At 61.6% G+C, this 15,004-nt stretch carries 12 protein-coding genes; 5 read left to right on the top strand and 7 right to left on the bottom strand.

Going from position 1 to position 15,004, the window contains the following annotated elements; translation table 11 throughout:
• Positions 1-41 precede the first annotated feature (41 nt).
• Positions 42-1,379: an Hsp70 family protein gene (locus ACIX9_RS11080; protein WP_013580580.1), complete on the top strand. Its 1,338-nt coding sequence runs from the start codon at positions 42-44 to the stop codon at positions 1,377-1,379.
• 461 nt (positions 1,380-1,840) lie between these two features.
• Here ACIX9_RS11080 and ACIX9_RS11075 read toward each other — a convergent pair whose 3' ends face one another.
• Entirely contained in the window at positions 1,841-2,743 is a 903-nt protein-coding gene (locus ACIX9_RS11075; RefSeq protein ID WP_013580579.1) for an aromatic alcohol reductase, read from the bottom strand.
• A 209-nt stretch (positions 2,744-2,952) separates the two neighbouring features.
• A complete protein-coding gene (locus tag ACIX9_RS11070; RefSeq protein WP_013580578.1) occupies positions 2,953-5,232 on the bottom strand; it encodes a S9 family peptidase in 2,280 nt (759 codons plus the stop codon).
• A gap of 133 nt (positions 5,233-5,365) precedes the next feature.
• Here ACIX9_RS11070 and ACIX9_RS11065 point away from each other — a divergent pair, with 133 nt between their 5' ends.
• Positions 5,366-7,387, top strand: coding sequence for an amidohydrolase family protein (locus tag ACIX9_RS11065; RefSeq protein WP_013580577.1), 2,022 nt, complete (start codon positions 5,366-5,368; stop codon positions 7,385-7,387).
• Between the two features lie 36 nt (positions 7,388-7,423).
• Here the strand turns inward: ACIX9_RS11065 and ACIX9_RS11060 are convergent, their stop codons facing one another.
• Positions 7,424-8,164, bottom strand: a complete 741-nt coding sequence (locus ACIX9_RS11060; protein WP_013580576.1) for an SDR family NAD(P)-dependent oxidoreductase — start codon at positions 8,162-8,164, stop codon at positions 7,424-7,426.
• A 410-nt stretch (positions 8,165-8,574) separates the two neighbouring features.
• Between ACIX9_RS11060 and ACIX9_RS11055 the strand changes: the two genes are divergently transcribed.
• Both ACIX9_RS11055 and ACIX9_RS11050 read left to right on the top strand, forming a co-directional pair.
• Positions 8,575-9,798 (top strand): hypothetical protein, encoded by a 1,224-nt coding sequence (locus ACIX9_RS11055; protein ID WP_013580575.1) that lies wholly within the window; start codon positions 8,575-8,577, stop codon positions 9,796-9,798.
• 75 nt (positions 9,799-9,873) lie between these two features.
• Positions 9,874-10,908: an LLM class flavin-dependent oxidoreductase gene (locus tag ACIX9_RS11050; protein WP_083808432.1), complete on the top strand. Its 1,035-nt coding sequence runs from the start codon at positions 9,874-9,876 to the stop codon at positions 10,906-10,908.
• A 10-nt stretch (positions 10,909-10,918) separates the two neighbouring features.
• Here ACIX9_RS11050 and ACIX9_RS11045 read toward each other — a convergent pair whose 3' ends face one another.
• Together ACIX9_RS11045 and ACIX9_RS11040 are read right to left on the bottom strand one after the other, a co-directional pair.
• A complete protein-coding gene (locus ACIX9_RS11045) occupies positions 10,919-11,893 on the bottom strand; it encodes a formylglycine-generating enzyme family protein (protein WP_013580573.1) in 975 nt (324 codons plus the stop codon).
• Between the two features lie 37 nt (positions 11,894-11,930).
• Positions 11,931-12,182, bottom strand: coding sequence for a hypothetical protein (locus tag ACIX9_RS11040; RefSeq protein ID WP_041597058.1), 252 nt, complete (start codon positions 12,180-12,182; stop codon positions 11,931-11,933).
• A gap of 139 nt (positions 12,183-12,321) precedes the next feature.
• Between ACIX9_RS11040 and ACIX9_RS11035 the strand changes: the two genes are divergently transcribed.
• On the top strand, positions 12,322-12,696 hold the full coding sequence (locus ACIX9_RS11035) for an energy transducer TonB (protein ID WP_013580572.1): 375 nt from the start codon (positions 12,322-12,324) through the stop codon (positions 12,694-12,696).
• A 179-nt stretch (positions 12,697-12,875) separates the two neighbouring features.
• On the opposite strand, the gene ACIX9_RS26435 is transcribed toward ACIX9_RS11035, so the two are convergent.
• Positions 12,876-13,490, bottom strand: a complete 615-nt coding sequence (locus ACIX9_RS26435) for a TIR domain-containing protein (RefSeq protein ID WP_013580571.1) — start codon at positions 13,488-13,490, stop codon at positions 12,876-12,878.
• A 64-nt stretch (positions 13,491-13,554) separates the two neighbouring features.
• On the bottom strand, positions 13,555-14,982 hold the full coding sequence (locus ACIX9_RS11025) for a sigma-54-dependent transcriptional regulator (RefSeq protein WP_013580570.1): 1,428 nt from the start codon (positions 14,980-14,982) through the stop codon (positions 13,555-13,557).
• Positions 14,983-15,004 lie beyond the last annotated feature (22 nt).

The raw sequence follows: 15,004 nt of genomic DNA, 5'->3' as shown, positions 1-15,004 counted from the left end.
CCCCTTCAGCCAAACCCCAACATGCGACATAATAAGCCTTCATGCCTTCACCAGACACAAAGCACGACCCAGGCCCAGCAGTCGGACCAGCTTACGCAGTAGGGATAGACTTCGGCACCACCAACAGCTCCGTCGCCCGCATCGTCAACGGCCACGTCGAACTCCTCACCCTCTCGACCCCCACCATCAAGCCCAGCCCCAGCTCCCGCTCCCTCCTCTATCTCGAAAAAGCCCCCAAGGGCATCCTCTCCAGCACCGGCCCCCACGCCATCGAGCGCTACCTCTCCGCCCATCGTGAAGGCGATCGCCCCGGCCGCCTCATCCAGTCCCTCAAGTCCTACCTCCCCTCCCGCTCCCTCACCGGCACCGAGGTCTTCGGCCGCCACTACACCCTCGAAGACCTCATCTCCCGCATCCTCCTCGACCTCCGCCAGGCAGCCGAGCACCAGTTCAACCACCCCATCACCCGAGCCACCGTAGGCCGTCCCGTCCGCTTCGTCGGAGCCGAAACCGAAGAAGACGAGACCTTCGCCCTCACCCGCCTCCGCGCCGCCTTCACCCGGGCCGGCTTCACCCACATCGACTTCGAGTACGAGCCCCTCGGTGCCGCCTACTCTTACCAGTCCACCCTCACCCACCCGGAAACCATCCTCATCGGTGACTTCGGCGGAGGCACCAGCGACTTCTCCATCCTCACCCTGGGGCCCCTTCACTCCTCGCAGGAAAGACAGGTCCTAGGCACCGCCGGCCTCCCCTTCGCCGGCGACGCCTTCGACGCCCGCATCATCCGCAACCTCGTCTCACCCGCCCTCGGTTCCAACTCCTTCGCCCTCGGCCTCAACAAGACCCTCCCCGCCGTCCCCGCCTGGATCTACGCCAACCTGGAGCGCTGGCACTACCTCTCCTTCCTCCGCACCCGCAACGTCTTGGAGATCCTCACCAGCGCCCAGAAGCGAGCCATCGAGCCCGAAAAGATCCAGGCCCTCCTCGCCCTCGTCGAAGAGGATCTCGGCTACCAGCTCCACCAGGCCGTCCAGCGCACCAAGGTAGCCTTGTCGCATGAAGAAGAAGCCCCCTTCAACTTCAGCGGCCCTGACGCCGGCACTATGGATCTCCGCACCACCGTCCACCGCGCCGACTTCGAACGCTGGATCACCCCCGAACTCCTCCAGATCGCAGAAACCGTAGACACCCTCCTCGAAACCGCAAAGCTCCCCCCACAAAAAATCGACCGAGTCTTCCTAACCGGAGGCACCAGCCTGGTCCCCGCCGTCCGAAGCATCTTCGAAACCCGTTTCCCCACACGCGTAACCGCCGGAGACGAGTTCACCTCAGTAGCCCAGGGCCTAGCCCTAAAAGCCGCCGAAACGACCTCCTGATTTCTTAGCGTCAAATAAAATATCGCTATAAAGCATGTCATCCCGACCGGACCCTGAGCGCAGCAAGGGGTAGTGGAGATACGGTGGATTCAGGGTTGAAGTGCAATTTTGTGATGTTATCTGATGCATTGTGTTGAACGAAGCCGAAGTCCCCTTCTGGGGGAAAAAGGTCTGTGAGGCATTATCCAACCGAGAGTCTTTCCCGGTCTGGTATTCATCTACCACGTGATGTCGTCTGACTGCTCTTGCGAGATGACACTGAGATCGAGGCTTCTGGGCAGATAGTCGCGGATGAGGCCGTTGATGTTTTCGCAGATGCCTCACTCTCACGGCGCGTGCAGATGGGCGAAGTGGACGTCGATGCCGGTCTGCTGAGCGAGCATCTGTGCTGTGCAATCTCTGCTCCCTGGTCGTAGGTCAGTGAGCGGCGAAACTGGCTTAGAACAAGCAACGGGAACAGCTCAGACTTTCCGAGTTTGCAGGAAGTCTGTTAGCAGGTTCTGGACAGTGGTCCAGTTCATGCCGGGGTAGCGGTTGTTGGCGAGGTCGGTCATGAGGGCTTTGCCTTCATACATATTGTGCATGTACTGCATTCCCTGCCAGGCGGGAAAGGGCTCGGAGGGAGCTGAGTTTAGTTTGCGGGCTACGTTGATGATGGCGGCTAAGACCGGCAGACCTCCGGGGCGGAGGGTTTTGAAGGGTTTGCCGGTGATGTTGCTGGCGATGGCGGCTAGTTCACGGGCGCTGCGCTGGTCGCCGGCGATTTTGAGCCAGCGGGGGGATGTGGGGTCGAGGGCGGCGCGGGCGGTGAAGGCGGCGGTGTCGTCCATGGTGGTGAAGTCCATCTTCTGTTCTGGTGAGCCCCAGCAGAGGACGCGGCGGATCTTCCAGAGATAGAAGGGGGCTTCGCCGGTGAGGAGGTCCATGAACATGCCGTTGAGGATGGAGGTGGCCTGGATGCCGCTGCGGTCGAGGCGCTGCTGAAAGTCCCGGTGGAGGTCCAGGTTGCGGTTGGTGCCGGGGGTGAGGCGGGTGAAGTCCATGGCGTAGTCGGATGGGATGAAGCGGGGGACGCGGGCTTTGAGGGCGGCGTCGAGGAGGGTGGTTTGGGTTTCGACCATGACTTCTCTCAGGCCTAAAAGGGCGCTTATGAGGCAGTCGGTGCCCTGGAGGGCTCTCGTTAGTTCCTGGGGGGAGTCGAGGTTCAGCTCGGCGATTTCTACGCCTTGCTTTGTTATAGGCAGGAGGCGTGAGGGGTCTGTGCCGGGGCGGACAAGGGCTTTTACGGTTGCTCCGTTGGCTATGAGGGACTTGGTGATTCGGGTGCCTAAGGCTCCGGTTGCTCCTGCGATTGCTATGTTCATGGATGACCTCTGAGGGAGGTCTGATGCGGGATTTGGGTGGCTGAGTGAATTTTGTGGAACCCACGTCCCAGAAGCGGGACGTGGGGCACCCCTTTTCTTGGGGAGGAAGAGGGTGCGGTCGTTTGCTTCCGCAAACGAGGCCCACCCTAATCGCGATACGACTGCGATGAGGATGGGGCACACGGTTCTGGTGGGTGGGTTCTGGTTCGTTATGGGGTGGGGATGTCGTATTGGGGTTCGGGGGTGTTGAGGAGGAACTTGTCGAACCACGCTGTGATGTTTTCGAGGCGCTCGATGCGGTGCCAGGGTTCGCCGGAGCGGGAGAGTTCGTGGGACTCGCGGGGGAAGCGGACCATTACTGTGGGGATCTTGCGGTACTTGAGGTAGCGGAAGAACTCCTCGCCGCCGGAGGTGGGTGGGGTGCGGTAGTCGGCGTCGCCGAGGATGAACATCATGGGGGTCTTGATGTTGTTGATGAAGGTGATGGGGGAGTGGGCTTTGTAGATTTCGAGGTTGTCGAAGGGTGCGGGGGGCATCCAGTACTGGTGGAACTCGCCGATGTCCGCAGTGTACCACCAGGCGGCCTGGTCGACGATATCGCGCTGGGCTACGGCGGCTTTGAAACGGTTGGTCTGGGTGACGGTCCAGTCGGTGAGGAGACCGCCGCCGGAGCCGCCGGTGACGCCCAGCTTGTCGGGGTCTGACCAGCCTGCGGCTACTACGGCATCCATGGTGTCCATGAGGTCGTGGAAGTCGTCTCCGGGGTAGTTGGATTCGATGATGTTGGCGAAGTTCTGGCCGTAGGTGGTGCTGCCGCGGGGGTTGGGGTAGACGACGACGTAGCCCCGGGCGGCCATGGTGAGCATCTCGTGGTCAAAGACCCAGCCGTAGGCGGAGTGGGGGCCGCCGTGGATGTTGAGGATGGTGGGGTAGGGGTGCGCGGGCTTCGCTGGGATGACTGCCCCGGTGGCGTCCTTCGTCATGGGGAAGGATGGGGGGAGCTGGACGAAGGTGTCGATGGTGACGAAGGGGATGTCCATGGGGCGGACGGTGGGGGTGACTTTGATGTCCTGGGGGAGGGTGAGGTCTAGCTGCGAGAAGAGGGTCTCGTTGACGTGGGTGAGCGGGGTCTGGAGGCCTATGGGCTCGCGTGTTGTGTCCTCTGGCGAGGGCTGGCCGATGCGGTAGAGGTCTCCTATGACGATGGGGTTGGAGACGAGGGCGATGAGGTCTTTGCTGTTGGCGGTGAAGTTGAGGACGGCTTGTTTGCGGGCGGTGAGGCGCGTCATGTCGCCGGTGGTGGCGTCGATGGACATGAGGAGGGCGCTGCCGAGGTTGCCGGCTACGTCGAGGAGGTGAGTGCTGTCCGGGGTCCAGGTGATGGCGGGGCGGCCACCGCCGCGCGGGGCGGTGTTGTCGCCGCCTACGCCTGAGCCCATCTCGTAGCCCTTGCTGACGGTCAGGTTGCGGGGTGCGCCGGCGACGGTGGGAGCGTTCTTTTTCCAGGCGAGGTCGAGGACGAAGAGGTCCGATTGCTGGTGGCTGACGGGCTTGGCGGGCGGGATGGGGAAGGCTTCGGCGTGGAAGGCGAGGTGGGCTCCGTCGGGTGAGAGGGCGAGGCCGTGGGCTTCGAGGGGAAGTTCTGCTGTGAGGGCTGCTGGGGGTTGGGCTTGCGGGTGGGTTGATTGGGACGCTTCGATACCGTAGAGGGTGTTGTGCTCGGTCGCGTCATAGTAGGGCTCGTCCTCGTGCGTGGAGGTATAGAAGATCCAGTTGGAGCCGGGACGCCAGGTGTATTCCTCTACACCGAAGCGGCCGCCTGTGAGCTGCCATGGAGCTTCCTGCGTGCCGTCCGCCTTCGGGAGCGAGACGAGATAAAGCTGGGGGACGAAGGTGGGGTCGAGGTTGCCCTCACCGTTGAGGCGATAGACCTCTCTGTTTACGATGCGGATATCGGAGACGTGGGCTTCGTCGCCTGTGGCGCGGGACTTCTTTGTGGCTTCCAAGCGGGCTTTGGCCTGGTCTTGCGGGGTGCTGGATTCGACGGCGATGGCTGTGCCGGAGGGTGCCCATTGCGGGGCGGATGCGCCTTTAGGGAGGTCGGTGAGCTTGATGGGGCTCTGGGGGCTTGTTGCTGAGACTAAGTAAAGCTGTGGGGGTGTGGGGTGGCCGTCTTTTTCGACCGAGCGGATGAAGGCTAGTTGCTTGCCGTCGGGGGACCAGCGGGGGGATTGGTCGCGGGTGCCGAGGGTGACGCGGTGCGGGGTGGCGTTGGGGGTGGCGGTGTCGAGGGTGTAGAGGGCGGTCTCGTAGCCGCTATGGTCCGGGCTGACGGTGGTCTGGACGAAGGCTACGGTGGGGGAGGTGGGCGAGAGTTGGACGTCGCCGATCCAGACGAAGGAGAAGAGGTCTTTCTCGGTGATGGGGCGCTTCTGGGCGTTCGCTTGAAGCGAGATGAGGGCTAGGAGCGGATAGACGACTCGACGCATGGGGCCTCTGGTGATTGAAGTTTTGATGAACAGTATCAGTGTACGGATGATTGAGGGAGATGGGGCGATTCAATGATCGGGTAGCATCATGGGTGTTGCTTGTAGGTATGAGGGTGTGAAAGGTTTCCTGCGTATGCGTTGTTCGGTTCTGATGCTGGTTGGCGTTCTCGTTGCGGGCGGTGGTCTCTACGGTCAGGCGGCTCCGCGTGTGGTGGAGCACGGAGTGTATGGGGTTCACCTGATCGAGCGGAGCATTGGGAGCGAGGAGTATGAGATCTCGTCTACTGGGCTGCGGCGAAAGCTCTCTGTGACGACGAATACGTCTGAGCGTGGGATGAAGCATACGACGACGACCACACTGGAGTATCGGGCGGACCTTGCGCCGAGCCGGTTTGAGCAGCATACGATTACCCCCGCGACGGCGACTGCGGCGGCGGTGGATCATGCTTCCGTCACTGAGATCAACGGCGATCAGGTGACGGCTCATGAAGCCGAGAGTACGCGCTCGTTTGCGAAGCCTGCGGTGGCGTTTCCGGGCTTTGCGAATATGCCTGCGGCGGCGCAGATGATGATGATGCGGTACTGGCTGCATCATGGGCGGCCGCAGAAGCTGGTGTTGATGCGCGCCTCCGCGGATGCTCTGCCGGTGGAGATTCGGGCGGTGGGGCATGATGTGTTCAACATCAAGGGCGCGATGGTTCGGCTGACGCGGTACACGGTGGAGAACCTGGTGTTTGGGCGTGAGGTCCTGTGGATGAACGACCGCGAACGCCTGGCGGGGGTGATGACGTTCGCTGCAGGGCTGCCGCAGGAGGAGGTGCTGGATGAGTACAAGTCCGCCTTCGATCCGCTGTTTGGAAGCGCGGTCCGGCAGGAGATGCTGGACCTGGCTACGCTGACGCGGGCGGTGAAGCCGGAGGCCTCCGGGAGCTATGCAATTGTGGGTGCGCGGCTGATCGACGCTACGGGTGCGGTGCCGGTTGAGAACTCTGTCGTGATCGTGCGGGACGGGAGGATTGCGGCTGCGGGTGCGGCGAGCGCTGTAACCGTTCCTGCGGGAATGCAGGTGATTCATGCGGAGGGGCAGTCTGTGCTGCCGGGGCTATGGGAGATGCATTCGCACTACTCCGGTGTGGAGTTTGGGCCGGCGCTTTTGTCTGCGGGGATTACGACTGCTCGGGACTGTGGTGGGGAGTTGCTGTTTCTGATCGCGGTGCGTCATGCGATTGCGGAGGAGCATCAGCTTGGGCCGAGGCTTCTGCTGGCGGGGTTGGTAGATGGCGATAACCACGATGCCTTTGGGCTGTTTACGGCTGGGACGGCGGAGGAGGGCAAGAGCGTCGTGGATATGTATGCCGACGCGCACTTCGACCAGATCAAGGTCTATACGCAGATACAGCCGGAGGTGCTGCGGGCGATCTCTGAAGAGGCGCACAAGCGCGGGATGACGGTGACGGGGCATGTACCGGCTGCGGTGAATGCGTTTGAGGGGGTGGCGGATGGGATGGATCAGATCAACCATCTGCAGTTTGTGACGAAGGCGATGGTGCCGGAGTGGTCGGCTGCGCCGTTTGTGCTGAACGATCTGAAGTCCGACCGGGCGAAGCGGCTGATCGCGTTACTGGCGGCGAAGCAGATCGTGGTGGACCCGACGATTGGGTGGGGCGAGATGGCCGGGCATCCGAAGAGTATTCCGACGTGGGGGCTGGAGCCGGGGGTGAAGGCTGCGCCGTTTCCGCTGGCGTGGCGGTTCAACAACATCGGGGTGGCGGGAATGGATGAGGCGAAGTTCAAGGACGGCATGGTGGCCAAGCTGCAGGTGATTGGCGCGCTGTTCCAGGCGGGAGTGCCGATCGTGGCGGGGAGCGATACGAACCTGCTGGGGTATGGGCTGGACCGGGAGCTGGAGCTGTATGTGCAGGCGGGGATGACGCCGATGCAGGCGATTCAATCGGCGACGAGTGTGCCGGCCCGGGTGATGCATCATGAGGGGGATTCGGGGACGATCGCGGTGGGGAAACGGGCGGACCTGGTACTGGTGATGGGGAATCCGGCGGAGAAGATCAGCGACCTGCGGCGGGTGGTGAGCGTGGTGACTGAAGGCAGGATATACGACAGTAAGGCGATGGGGGCTACGGTGGGCTTCCATCGGTAAGGGTGGGCCGACCATTCGGGTCGGCCCTTTCCGGGATCAGGCGTTGGTTCCGCCGTCTACGGTGAGGTTGGCTCCGGTGATGTAGGAGGCCTCAGGGCTGGCGACGAAGGCGACCAGGGCGGCGACTTCATCGACGTGGCCGTAGCGGTGGAGGGCGGTGTTGGCGAGCTGGGGTGCGGCCCAATCGCCTGCGGCTGGATTGAGGTCTGTGTCGATGGGGCCGGGCTGGACGTTATTGACGGTGATGGCGCGGTCACCGACCTCACGTGCGAGGCCCTGGGTGAACATCTTGACGGCACCCTTGGTGGCTGCGTAGACGGCGAGGCCGGGGGTGAAGTTGCGCTCGCCGACGCAGGAGCCGATGGAGATGATGCGGCCGCCGTTGGGCATGTGCTTCAACGCGGCCTGGGTGGCGGCGAAGATGCCGCGTACGTTGATGTCCAGGACGCGGTCCATCTCTTCCAGGGTGGCGTCTTCAAAGGGCTTGGGGATGGCGGTGCCGGCGTTGTTGACGAGGATATCGATGCGTCCGAAGGTCTTTACGGTCTGGTCGACGGCGGCTTTGACGGCTACGGGGTCGGCGGCGTCGGCCTGGACGGCGAAGGCTTTGCGGCCAAGGGCTTCAATGGCTTTGACGACGGCTTCCGCTGCGGTTGCGTCTTTGGCGTAGGTGATGGCGACGTTCGCGCCATCGGCTGCGAGGTGTTTAGCGATGGCGGCTCCGATGCCGCGTGAGGCGCCTGTTACGAGTGCGATTTTGTCCTTGAGTTTCGACATGATGGCTCCTTTTCCGAGTCTCAGGAGGTTCCGGTGCCGCTTGAACCCCTGCGGGTTTGGTCGGCTTCCTGAGCTGCCTATCGGATGTCGTGTCGGAAGAAGTGATTTGAACTTTCGGAGGGGGTCGCTTCTCTGTGCTGGAGTGAGAGTAGCAGTGACCAAAGGACATAGGAGATGTGGTTGCGTGTGGAAGTGGAGCGCGCGTATGCTGTTGCGCGTGTCGGAGCTGTTCAAGGGAATCGGCGTCTGGCACGGGCAGACGATCGATCTGCCAGCTCCCGATACGTTCAAACATCTTGTTTCCCTGCAGTCCTTGTCTGACACCCTCGCCTTACCTGAAAGGGATTCCCCCCACTCCCTTCCACCCTCAACGCCGCGTGCGCGGACTATCGAAACAAAGGACTCCTTTCATGAAGACTGTCGTTGGCGCTCTCGCACTTGGAGTAACGTTTTTTTCTGTCGCACCTCTTCTTAGCCAGACTCCAAGCTTCTACCTTGTTCCAGACGATGTTCGCGCCCAGTATCAGCGGCCCGGCGTGGTGCCTTACGCCTCCACCGCCGTCCCCGGCACCTCTGCCGCAAAGCCGTTCATGTCGTTCGACATCATCAGCTTCGATCAGCGGACGCAACTGATGACCCTCTCCAGCCGCTCGTCCAAGGCGGTTGCCATCTTTGACGGTCTCACCGGCATTCCCATCGGCGAGACACCGGCAGTCTTTGCCGGTGTAGGTGCGAGCAATGACATCTCGGGACCAAACGGCAATGTCATTGCGGGTGACCAGCTCTGGGCCGGCGACTACCCGAGCACGGTGCGGGTCTTCGACCTGCGCGCGAATCCCTCCAATCCGCCGCAGATTGCGGTGATCGATACCGGCGGCACGCAACGCGCGGATGAGATGGACTACGATCCCGCGGATGGCCTTGTCGCTGTTTCCAACGGAGACACGGCTCCTGCATTCGTTACGCTGATCTCGACGAAGACGCTCAAGATCGTCAAGCGGATCACCTTCGATGGCTCGCATGGAACGGTAAACGCGTCGCCGGGCGGTATCGGCAGCGTGCTTTTCGATAAGAACATCGGCAAGTTTCTGATCAGCATTCCGCAGATCGGCGACAAGACGGATCTGGGAGCGGTTGCGGTGATCGATCCGAAGAGCGGCACTGTGGAGAAGATCTTCAAGCACATTGACCGGTGCATGGCCGCGGGCATGGCCAAGGGGCCAGGGGACAACGTCCTCATTGGTTGCGATCCTGGGTTCCCCGCGCCCGATGCTACGTTCACTCCGCTGACCTACGTGATCAATGACAAGACCGGCGCAATCGTGGCCAGGATCAAGGAGGTCGGGGGCGAAGACGAGGTCTGGTATAACCCGGGCAATCACCGTTATTACACGGGCTCGCGTGATTTCTTCACAAACGCTGCTGCCACGAAGGCCACCCCTGTCCTGGGTGTCATCAACGCCGATACGAACCAGTGGATCGAGAATGTTCCGACTGGGACCAACGCCCATTCTGTAACGGCAAATCCGTTCACCAACGCAATCTTCGTTCCGCTTGAAGATCCAAACCAGGTCTGCGGCCCGATTCCCGGATGTCTCGGGATCTACCACACAGACTATTTCCAGGGCTGGTAAGGCGGCGCTGCCCGCGTACCCTGCTCGTCTGGAGGGTACGTGGAGCCGCGCTGTTGGCTCGGGGATAATGGATGGATGACGATTCAGATTGGATGCGACAGCTTTGCGGCGATTGGGCCTGATCCGGTGACGGGTGTGGCCAGGAGTGGTGTGGAGCGGATCAGCGATCTGCTGGATGAGATCACGCTGGCCGATGAGGTGGGGCTGGATACGTTTGGGCTGGGGGAGCATCACCGGGCGGAGTATCTGGATTCTGCTCCGGTGGTGTTGCTGGCTGCGGCGGCTGCCCGGACGAAGAACATTATCCTGACCAGTGCGGTGACAGTGCTGAGTGCGGCTGATCCGGTGCGGGTGTTCCAGGAGTTTGCGACGCTGGACCTGATCAGCAAGGGACGAGCTGAGATGGTGGTGGGGCGGGGATCGTTCATTGAGAGCTTTCCGCTGTTTGGGCTGGAGTTGAAGGACTATGACTCGCTGTTTGCGGAGAACCTGGATCTATTGATGGCGCTGCGAGAGTCGACGACGGTTCATTGGAAGGGGAAACACAGGGCTGCCTTGACGGGGCAGGGAGTGTATCCGCGGCCGGTGCAGGAACGGATTCCGATCTGGCTTGGAGTGGGTGGGACGCCGGAGAGCTTCGCACGGGCGGGGATGCTGGGGCTGCCGCTGATGGTGGCGATCATTGGCGGGGAGCCGCATCGGTTTCGGCCGCTGGTGGATCTGTACCGTGAGGCTGGAAAGCGGGCTGGCCATAAGCCGGAGACGCTGAAGGTAGGAGTGCATGCGCTTGGGTATGTTGCGGCGACGGATCAGCAGGCTGCGGATGATTTCTTTCCGGGGTATGCGGAGGCGTTTACGAAGATTGGAAAGGAACGTGGTTGGCCACCTACGACCCGGAGGCAGTTCGACGCCTTGTTGGGGGATACAGGAGCGCTGGCGGTGGGTGGGCCCGAGCGGGTGGCGTCTCGGGTCAAGTACTATGACGAGGTGCTTGGGGGGATCAGCCGGTTCGAGTTTCAGATGAGCGTGGCTGCGCTGCCGCACGAGAAGGTGCTGCGGGCGATCCGGTTGCTGGGAGAGACGGTGCGGCCGACGGTTCTTGGGATTTGAGGCGAAGTGGTTACAGGGAGCGGGCGCAGCGGAAGCCGAGGTTCGAGGTGGAGCTGTCGGGCGTGTTGGAGCTGCGGGCTGCGACGCGATAACGATTGCAGTATGACTTGTGACAGAGGAACGATCCGCCTTTCATGACGCGGACCGTTCCCGTCGGCGGCCCAACAGGGTCTTCTGTCACTGTGTCGACAGAATCGGGAATTCCAAACCAGTCCATGCACCACTCCCATGCATTGCCTGTAATGGAGTAGAGGCCGAAGCCATTTGGGGGATAAGCCTTCACGGGCGACGTGCCGGCGTATCCATCCTCCGCCGTGTCTTCGTGCGGAAACGTGCCCTGCCAGATATTGCAGCGATGTTCTCCATTGGGGCGAAGCTGATTCCCCCAGGGATAGAGCTTCTGGACGAGACCACCGCGGGCTGCGTACTCCCATTCGGCTTCGGTGGGAAGCCTGTTGCCTGACCAATCGCAATAGGCCAGTGCGTCGTTCCAGGTGACGTGGACGACTGGGTGATCGGAGCGCCGTGCCACGTCGGAGCCCGGTCCCTCCGGCGCATTCCAGACAGCGCCAGGAACCTGGCACCACCACTCAGCTCCCGCCACGGTGTCCGTTACAAGCGAGCCACGCTGTAACTTCGGAATGTGATTCATGAAGACGAACGACCAGCCGTAGAGCTCAGCTTCTGTCTTGTAGTGGGTGGCTTGCACGAAGGCTGCGAAGTCTGCGTTGGTGACGGGGTAGATGTCGATCTGGAACGGTTTGAGGTGGACTCGCCTGACGGGGCGTTCTCCGTCCGCTGCGAAGGCTTCCTCATAGTCTGTCCCCATGAGGAATTCTCCTCCGGGCAGGGAGATTATGCGGCTTGCGTCTGGGGATGGTGGAGGGCCGTTGAGGAGAGGCGCAGGGTTGTTAGGGGCTGATTCCGGAACGCGAGAGGTTCGAGGTGTGCAGCAGCACTTCGGCGTGGATGCTTGTTGTTCCATGGATCAGAGTGGCCCCGTACTTCGCTCCAAGACGGCTTTAGGGTAACACTGCTGGTTCAGGCAAAGCACTCTCGATAGATCTGCTCGGCATCTGCCTGGGAGAGTGGCGTGGCTTATTTTTAAGCAGGAGGGTGACGGTCATGGCGGATCGAGCGAGATGGGGGATGTCGGTGGGGGTGACGCCGTGGAGGGCTAGATCGTAGATGAGGCCGCAGTCGGTGCCTAGGGCGGCGGTGGCTTCGTCTGAGAGGCCTGAGGGTGCGCCGAGGGCTCGGGTCGAGGTCTGCATGGCGTGATGGGCGGGCGGATGCGTTGAAGCGGAAGACTGCCAGGAGAAGGATAGGCAAGAGCCTCTCCTACGCTGCTTTATTCCGTCGATGGCTTATGGAAGCTTCAGCGCATCCAAGTAAGAAGAAGGCGGGTGTTCGATGCAGAAAGCTATCTTTGGATTGTTATTGATGTGTGGCATGGTGCTGAGTGCGGGTGCGCAGCAGGGCGTCGATATGCCGAAGCATGTGATTCGGGTTTCAGGTGGGGTGATGGCGGGACGGGCGATGACGAAGGTGGACCCGGTGTATCCGCCGGAGGCTCGGGAGAAGAAGATTTCCGAAGTAGTGGTGCTGCATGCGGTGATTGGGGCGGATGGGACGGTGAAGGATCTGAATGCGGTGAGCGGGCCTGGAATCCTGATCGCTTCCGCGCTGGAGGCGGTGCGGCAGTGGACGTATGAGGCTTATGTGCTGAATGGGAATACGGTGGCGGTGGATACGACTATTACGGCGAACTACTCGTTGGATAAGTAGGCTAGTTCCGAGAGCGTAGTGGTAGCTGAGCCAGACGGAAGCGCTTTTCCTGAATGGTGAGGAGTGCTCCGCGATCGATGTGGTCGAGTGTCTCCATGGGCTGGCTCATGCTTTCGTGATGATGCGCCGTACGAGGAGACCTGCGCGGAGAAGCGCTCGCTGGTCGTGGCGAGGTAGCGCTAGATCAACGGGCCGAGGGTCGTAGTGAGGAGTTGCAGGTGGGGCGGGCTGAGGATGAAGTCGCCGTGATCCCAGGCGAGACCCATGCGCATGCCGTTGGTCCTGGTGACGGGAATACGGGTGACGTGAGTCTGGTTCATGCCGAAGAGATTGCCAGGATTGAACTGGAGGACGACGCCGCGAAGGATGGGGAGATGGGCGCGGCGACGGCGGCCGTTTTCCATGTGGAACTGGCCTAGCTCCTGCATGCAGTAGACACTGTCGTTGTACTCCTCTGTGTAGACGAAGAGCATGATCTGGGCTTCGCGCATGGCATTTTTGTAAAGGGTGTTCCAGTCTGCACGCGCGGCACCGATGGGCATGGCTCCGGTGGGGGAACGCATGTGATCTCTGCGGTCTGGTGTGACGGAGGCGGTGCCGGCTGGGGCATCGCCGACAAAATCCTCTCTGAACGTGGCGTGGCGAGTGTTGCCGGAACGGGCGACGACGGAGTCCATGTAAACGTCGTCAACCGCGTAGAGACTGTAATGCTTCATAAGCTTATCGCGCAGCCAGTTGGCGAAGGCTGCTCCTTGGTTCGCCATGGCAAAACTCATCAGGATCTTTGTCGACATAGCTCTCCAGTATCAGGTGATTCGGACTGCGTCTGGGGAGAGGATAACCGAAACAGATCAATTGTTAGTCGCGGGGGCGCTTTTTGATCTCTACGTTGAGGCGCTTGATTTTTTGATTGAGGGTGCTGAGGGGGATCTTGAAGAACTCGGCGGCTTCGGTCTGGTTCCAGTGGCAACGCTCGAGGCGGTCGGCGATGATGCGGCGCTCGATGTCTTCCATGACGTCGAAGAGGCTGGCATCGGGGCGCTGGTCGAGGAGGGATGCGGTGTAGGTTGCGCCGGTGAGCTGGGATGGGAGCAGGTCTGGCGTGAGGGTGCGGGTGGTGGAGAGGACTACGCCGCGCTCCATGGCGTTTTCCAGCTCGCGGACGTTGCCGGGCCACTCGTAGTCCATGAGGACGCGGAGGGCTTCGGGCGAGAGGCTGGGGGCTTCTGTACCGTTTTCCTCTGCGTAGAACTTGAGGAAGTGCTGGGCGAGGAGAGGGACGTCTTCGCGGCGCTGGCGTAAGGGCGGGAGTTCCAGGGTGATGACGTTGAGGCGATAGAAGAGGTCTTCACGGAAGCGGCCATCTTTGACGGCTTGCTGGAGGTTGACGTTGGTGGCGGCTACGATGCGGACGTCTACCTGGAGCTCCGTTGTGCCGCCGAGGTGCATGAAACGACGGTCTTGCAGGACACGGAGGATCTTGGCCTGCATGTCCATGGACATGGTGCCGATCTCGTCGAGGAAGAGGGTTCCGCCGTTGGCTACTTCGAAGAGGCCCTTCTTGGCGGAGATTGCGGAGGTAAAGGCTCCTTTGACGTGGCCGAAGAGGCTGGACTCGAGCAGGTCTGAGGGGATTGCGCCGGTGTTGACGGGGATGAAGGGCTTGTCGCGACGGGGGGAGTTCTGATGGATCGCTTTGGCGATGAGCTCTTTGCCGGTGCCGGACTCGCCTTGCAACAGGACTGTGGAGCGGCTGGGGGCTACCTGGGCTACGGTGTCGAAGAGGCGGAGCATGGGCTCGGACTTGCCGATGATGTTTTCAAAGTTGTAGCGCTGCTTGAGGGTTCGCTTGAGCTGGATGACCTCGGCTTCCGCGCGATGGCGGGCTATGGCAGAGCGGATATCGGCGAGGAGCTTTTCATTGTCCCAGGGCTTCTGGACGAAGTTCTCTGCGCCTGCGCGGATGGCGTCGACCACGTTGTTGACGGTGCCGAAGGCGGTGATCATGATGACCGGCAGGTGGGGGTGCATGGCGGTGATGCGGGGAAGGAGATCGATGCCGGATTCGCCGGGGAGGGCTAGGTCGAGGAGGAGGAGATCGAAGTCCTGGTGGGAGAGGGTGTCGAGGCCGTTGGGTCCGTCGATGGCGAGGGTGACGTGGAAGCCTTCGAGGATGAGGAGGGTCTCGAGGGACTCGCGGATGCTGGGCTCATCGTCGATGATGAGGATGCGGATGAGGTCTGCGGCGGTCGCGTTGGTGGGTGGTGCGGTTAAAGCTTGGGGCATCGGCGATCCTTAAGGCGAGAGC

It is taken from the genome of Granulicella tundricola MP5ACTX9 (assembly GCF_000178975.2).
Lineage (GTDB): Bacteria > Acidobacteriota > Terriglobia > Terriglobales > Acidobacteriaceae > Edaphobacter > Edaphobacter tundricola.
Note: the sequence above shows the minus strand (reverse complement) of the source record. Positions and strands in the feature narration are given on the sequence as shown.

What these genes read in the sequence shown, in the direction of transcription:
- ACIX9_RS11080 (WP_013580580.1), top strand. Translation starts at nt 42, where the DNA reads ATGCCTTCACCAGACACAAAGCACGACCCAGGCCCAGCAGTCGGACCA.
- ACIX9_RS11075 (WP_013580579.1), bottom strand. Translation starts at nt 2,743, where the DNA reads ATGAACATAGCAATCGCAGGAGCAACCGGAGCCTTAGGCACCCGAATC.
- ACIX9_RS11070 (WP_013580578.1), bottom strand. Translation starts at nt 5,232, where the DNA reads ATGCGTCGAGTCGTCTATCCGCTCCTAGCCCTCATCTCGCTTCAAGCG.
- ACIX9_RS11065 (WP_013580577.1), top strand. Translation starts at nt 5,366, where the DNA reads ATGCGTTGTTCGGTTCTGATGCTGGTTGGCGTTCTCGTTGCGGGCGGT.
- ACIX9_RS11060 (WP_013580576.1), bottom strand. Translation starts at nt 8,164, where the DNA reads ATGTCGAAACTCAAGGACAAAATCGCACTCGTAACAGGCGCCTCACGC.
- ACIX9_RS11055 (WP_013580575.1), top strand. Translation starts at nt 8,575, where the DNA reads ATGAAGACTGTCGTTGGCGCTCTCGCACTTGGAGTAACGTTTTTTTCT.
- ACIX9_RS11050 (WP_083808432.1), top strand. Translation starts at nt 9,874, where the DNA reads ATGACGATTCAGATTGGATGCGACAGCTTTGCGGCGATTGGGCCTGAT.
- ACIX9_RS11045 (WP_013580573.1), bottom strand. Translation starts at nt 11,893, where the DNA reads ATGGAACAACAAGCATCCACGCCGAAGTGCTGCTGCACACCTCGAACC.
- ACIX9_RS11040 (WP_041597058.1), bottom strand. Translation starts at nt 12,182, where the DNA reads ATGCAGACCTCGACCCGAGCCCTCGGCGCACCCTCAGGCCTCTCAGAC.
- ACIX9_RS11035 (WP_013580572.1), top strand. Translation starts at nt 12,322, where the DNA reads ATGCAGAAAGCTATCTTTGGATTGTTATTGATGTGTGGCATGGTGCTG.
- ACIX9_RS26435 (WP_013580571.1), bottom strand. Translation starts at nt 13,490, where the DNA reads ATGTCGACAAAGATCCTGATGAGTTTTGCCATGGCGAACCAAGGAGCA.
- ACIX9_RS11025 (WP_013580570.1), bottom strand. Translation starts at nt 14,982, where the DNA reads ATGCCCCAAGCTTTAACCGCACCACCCACCAACGCGACCGCCGCAGAC.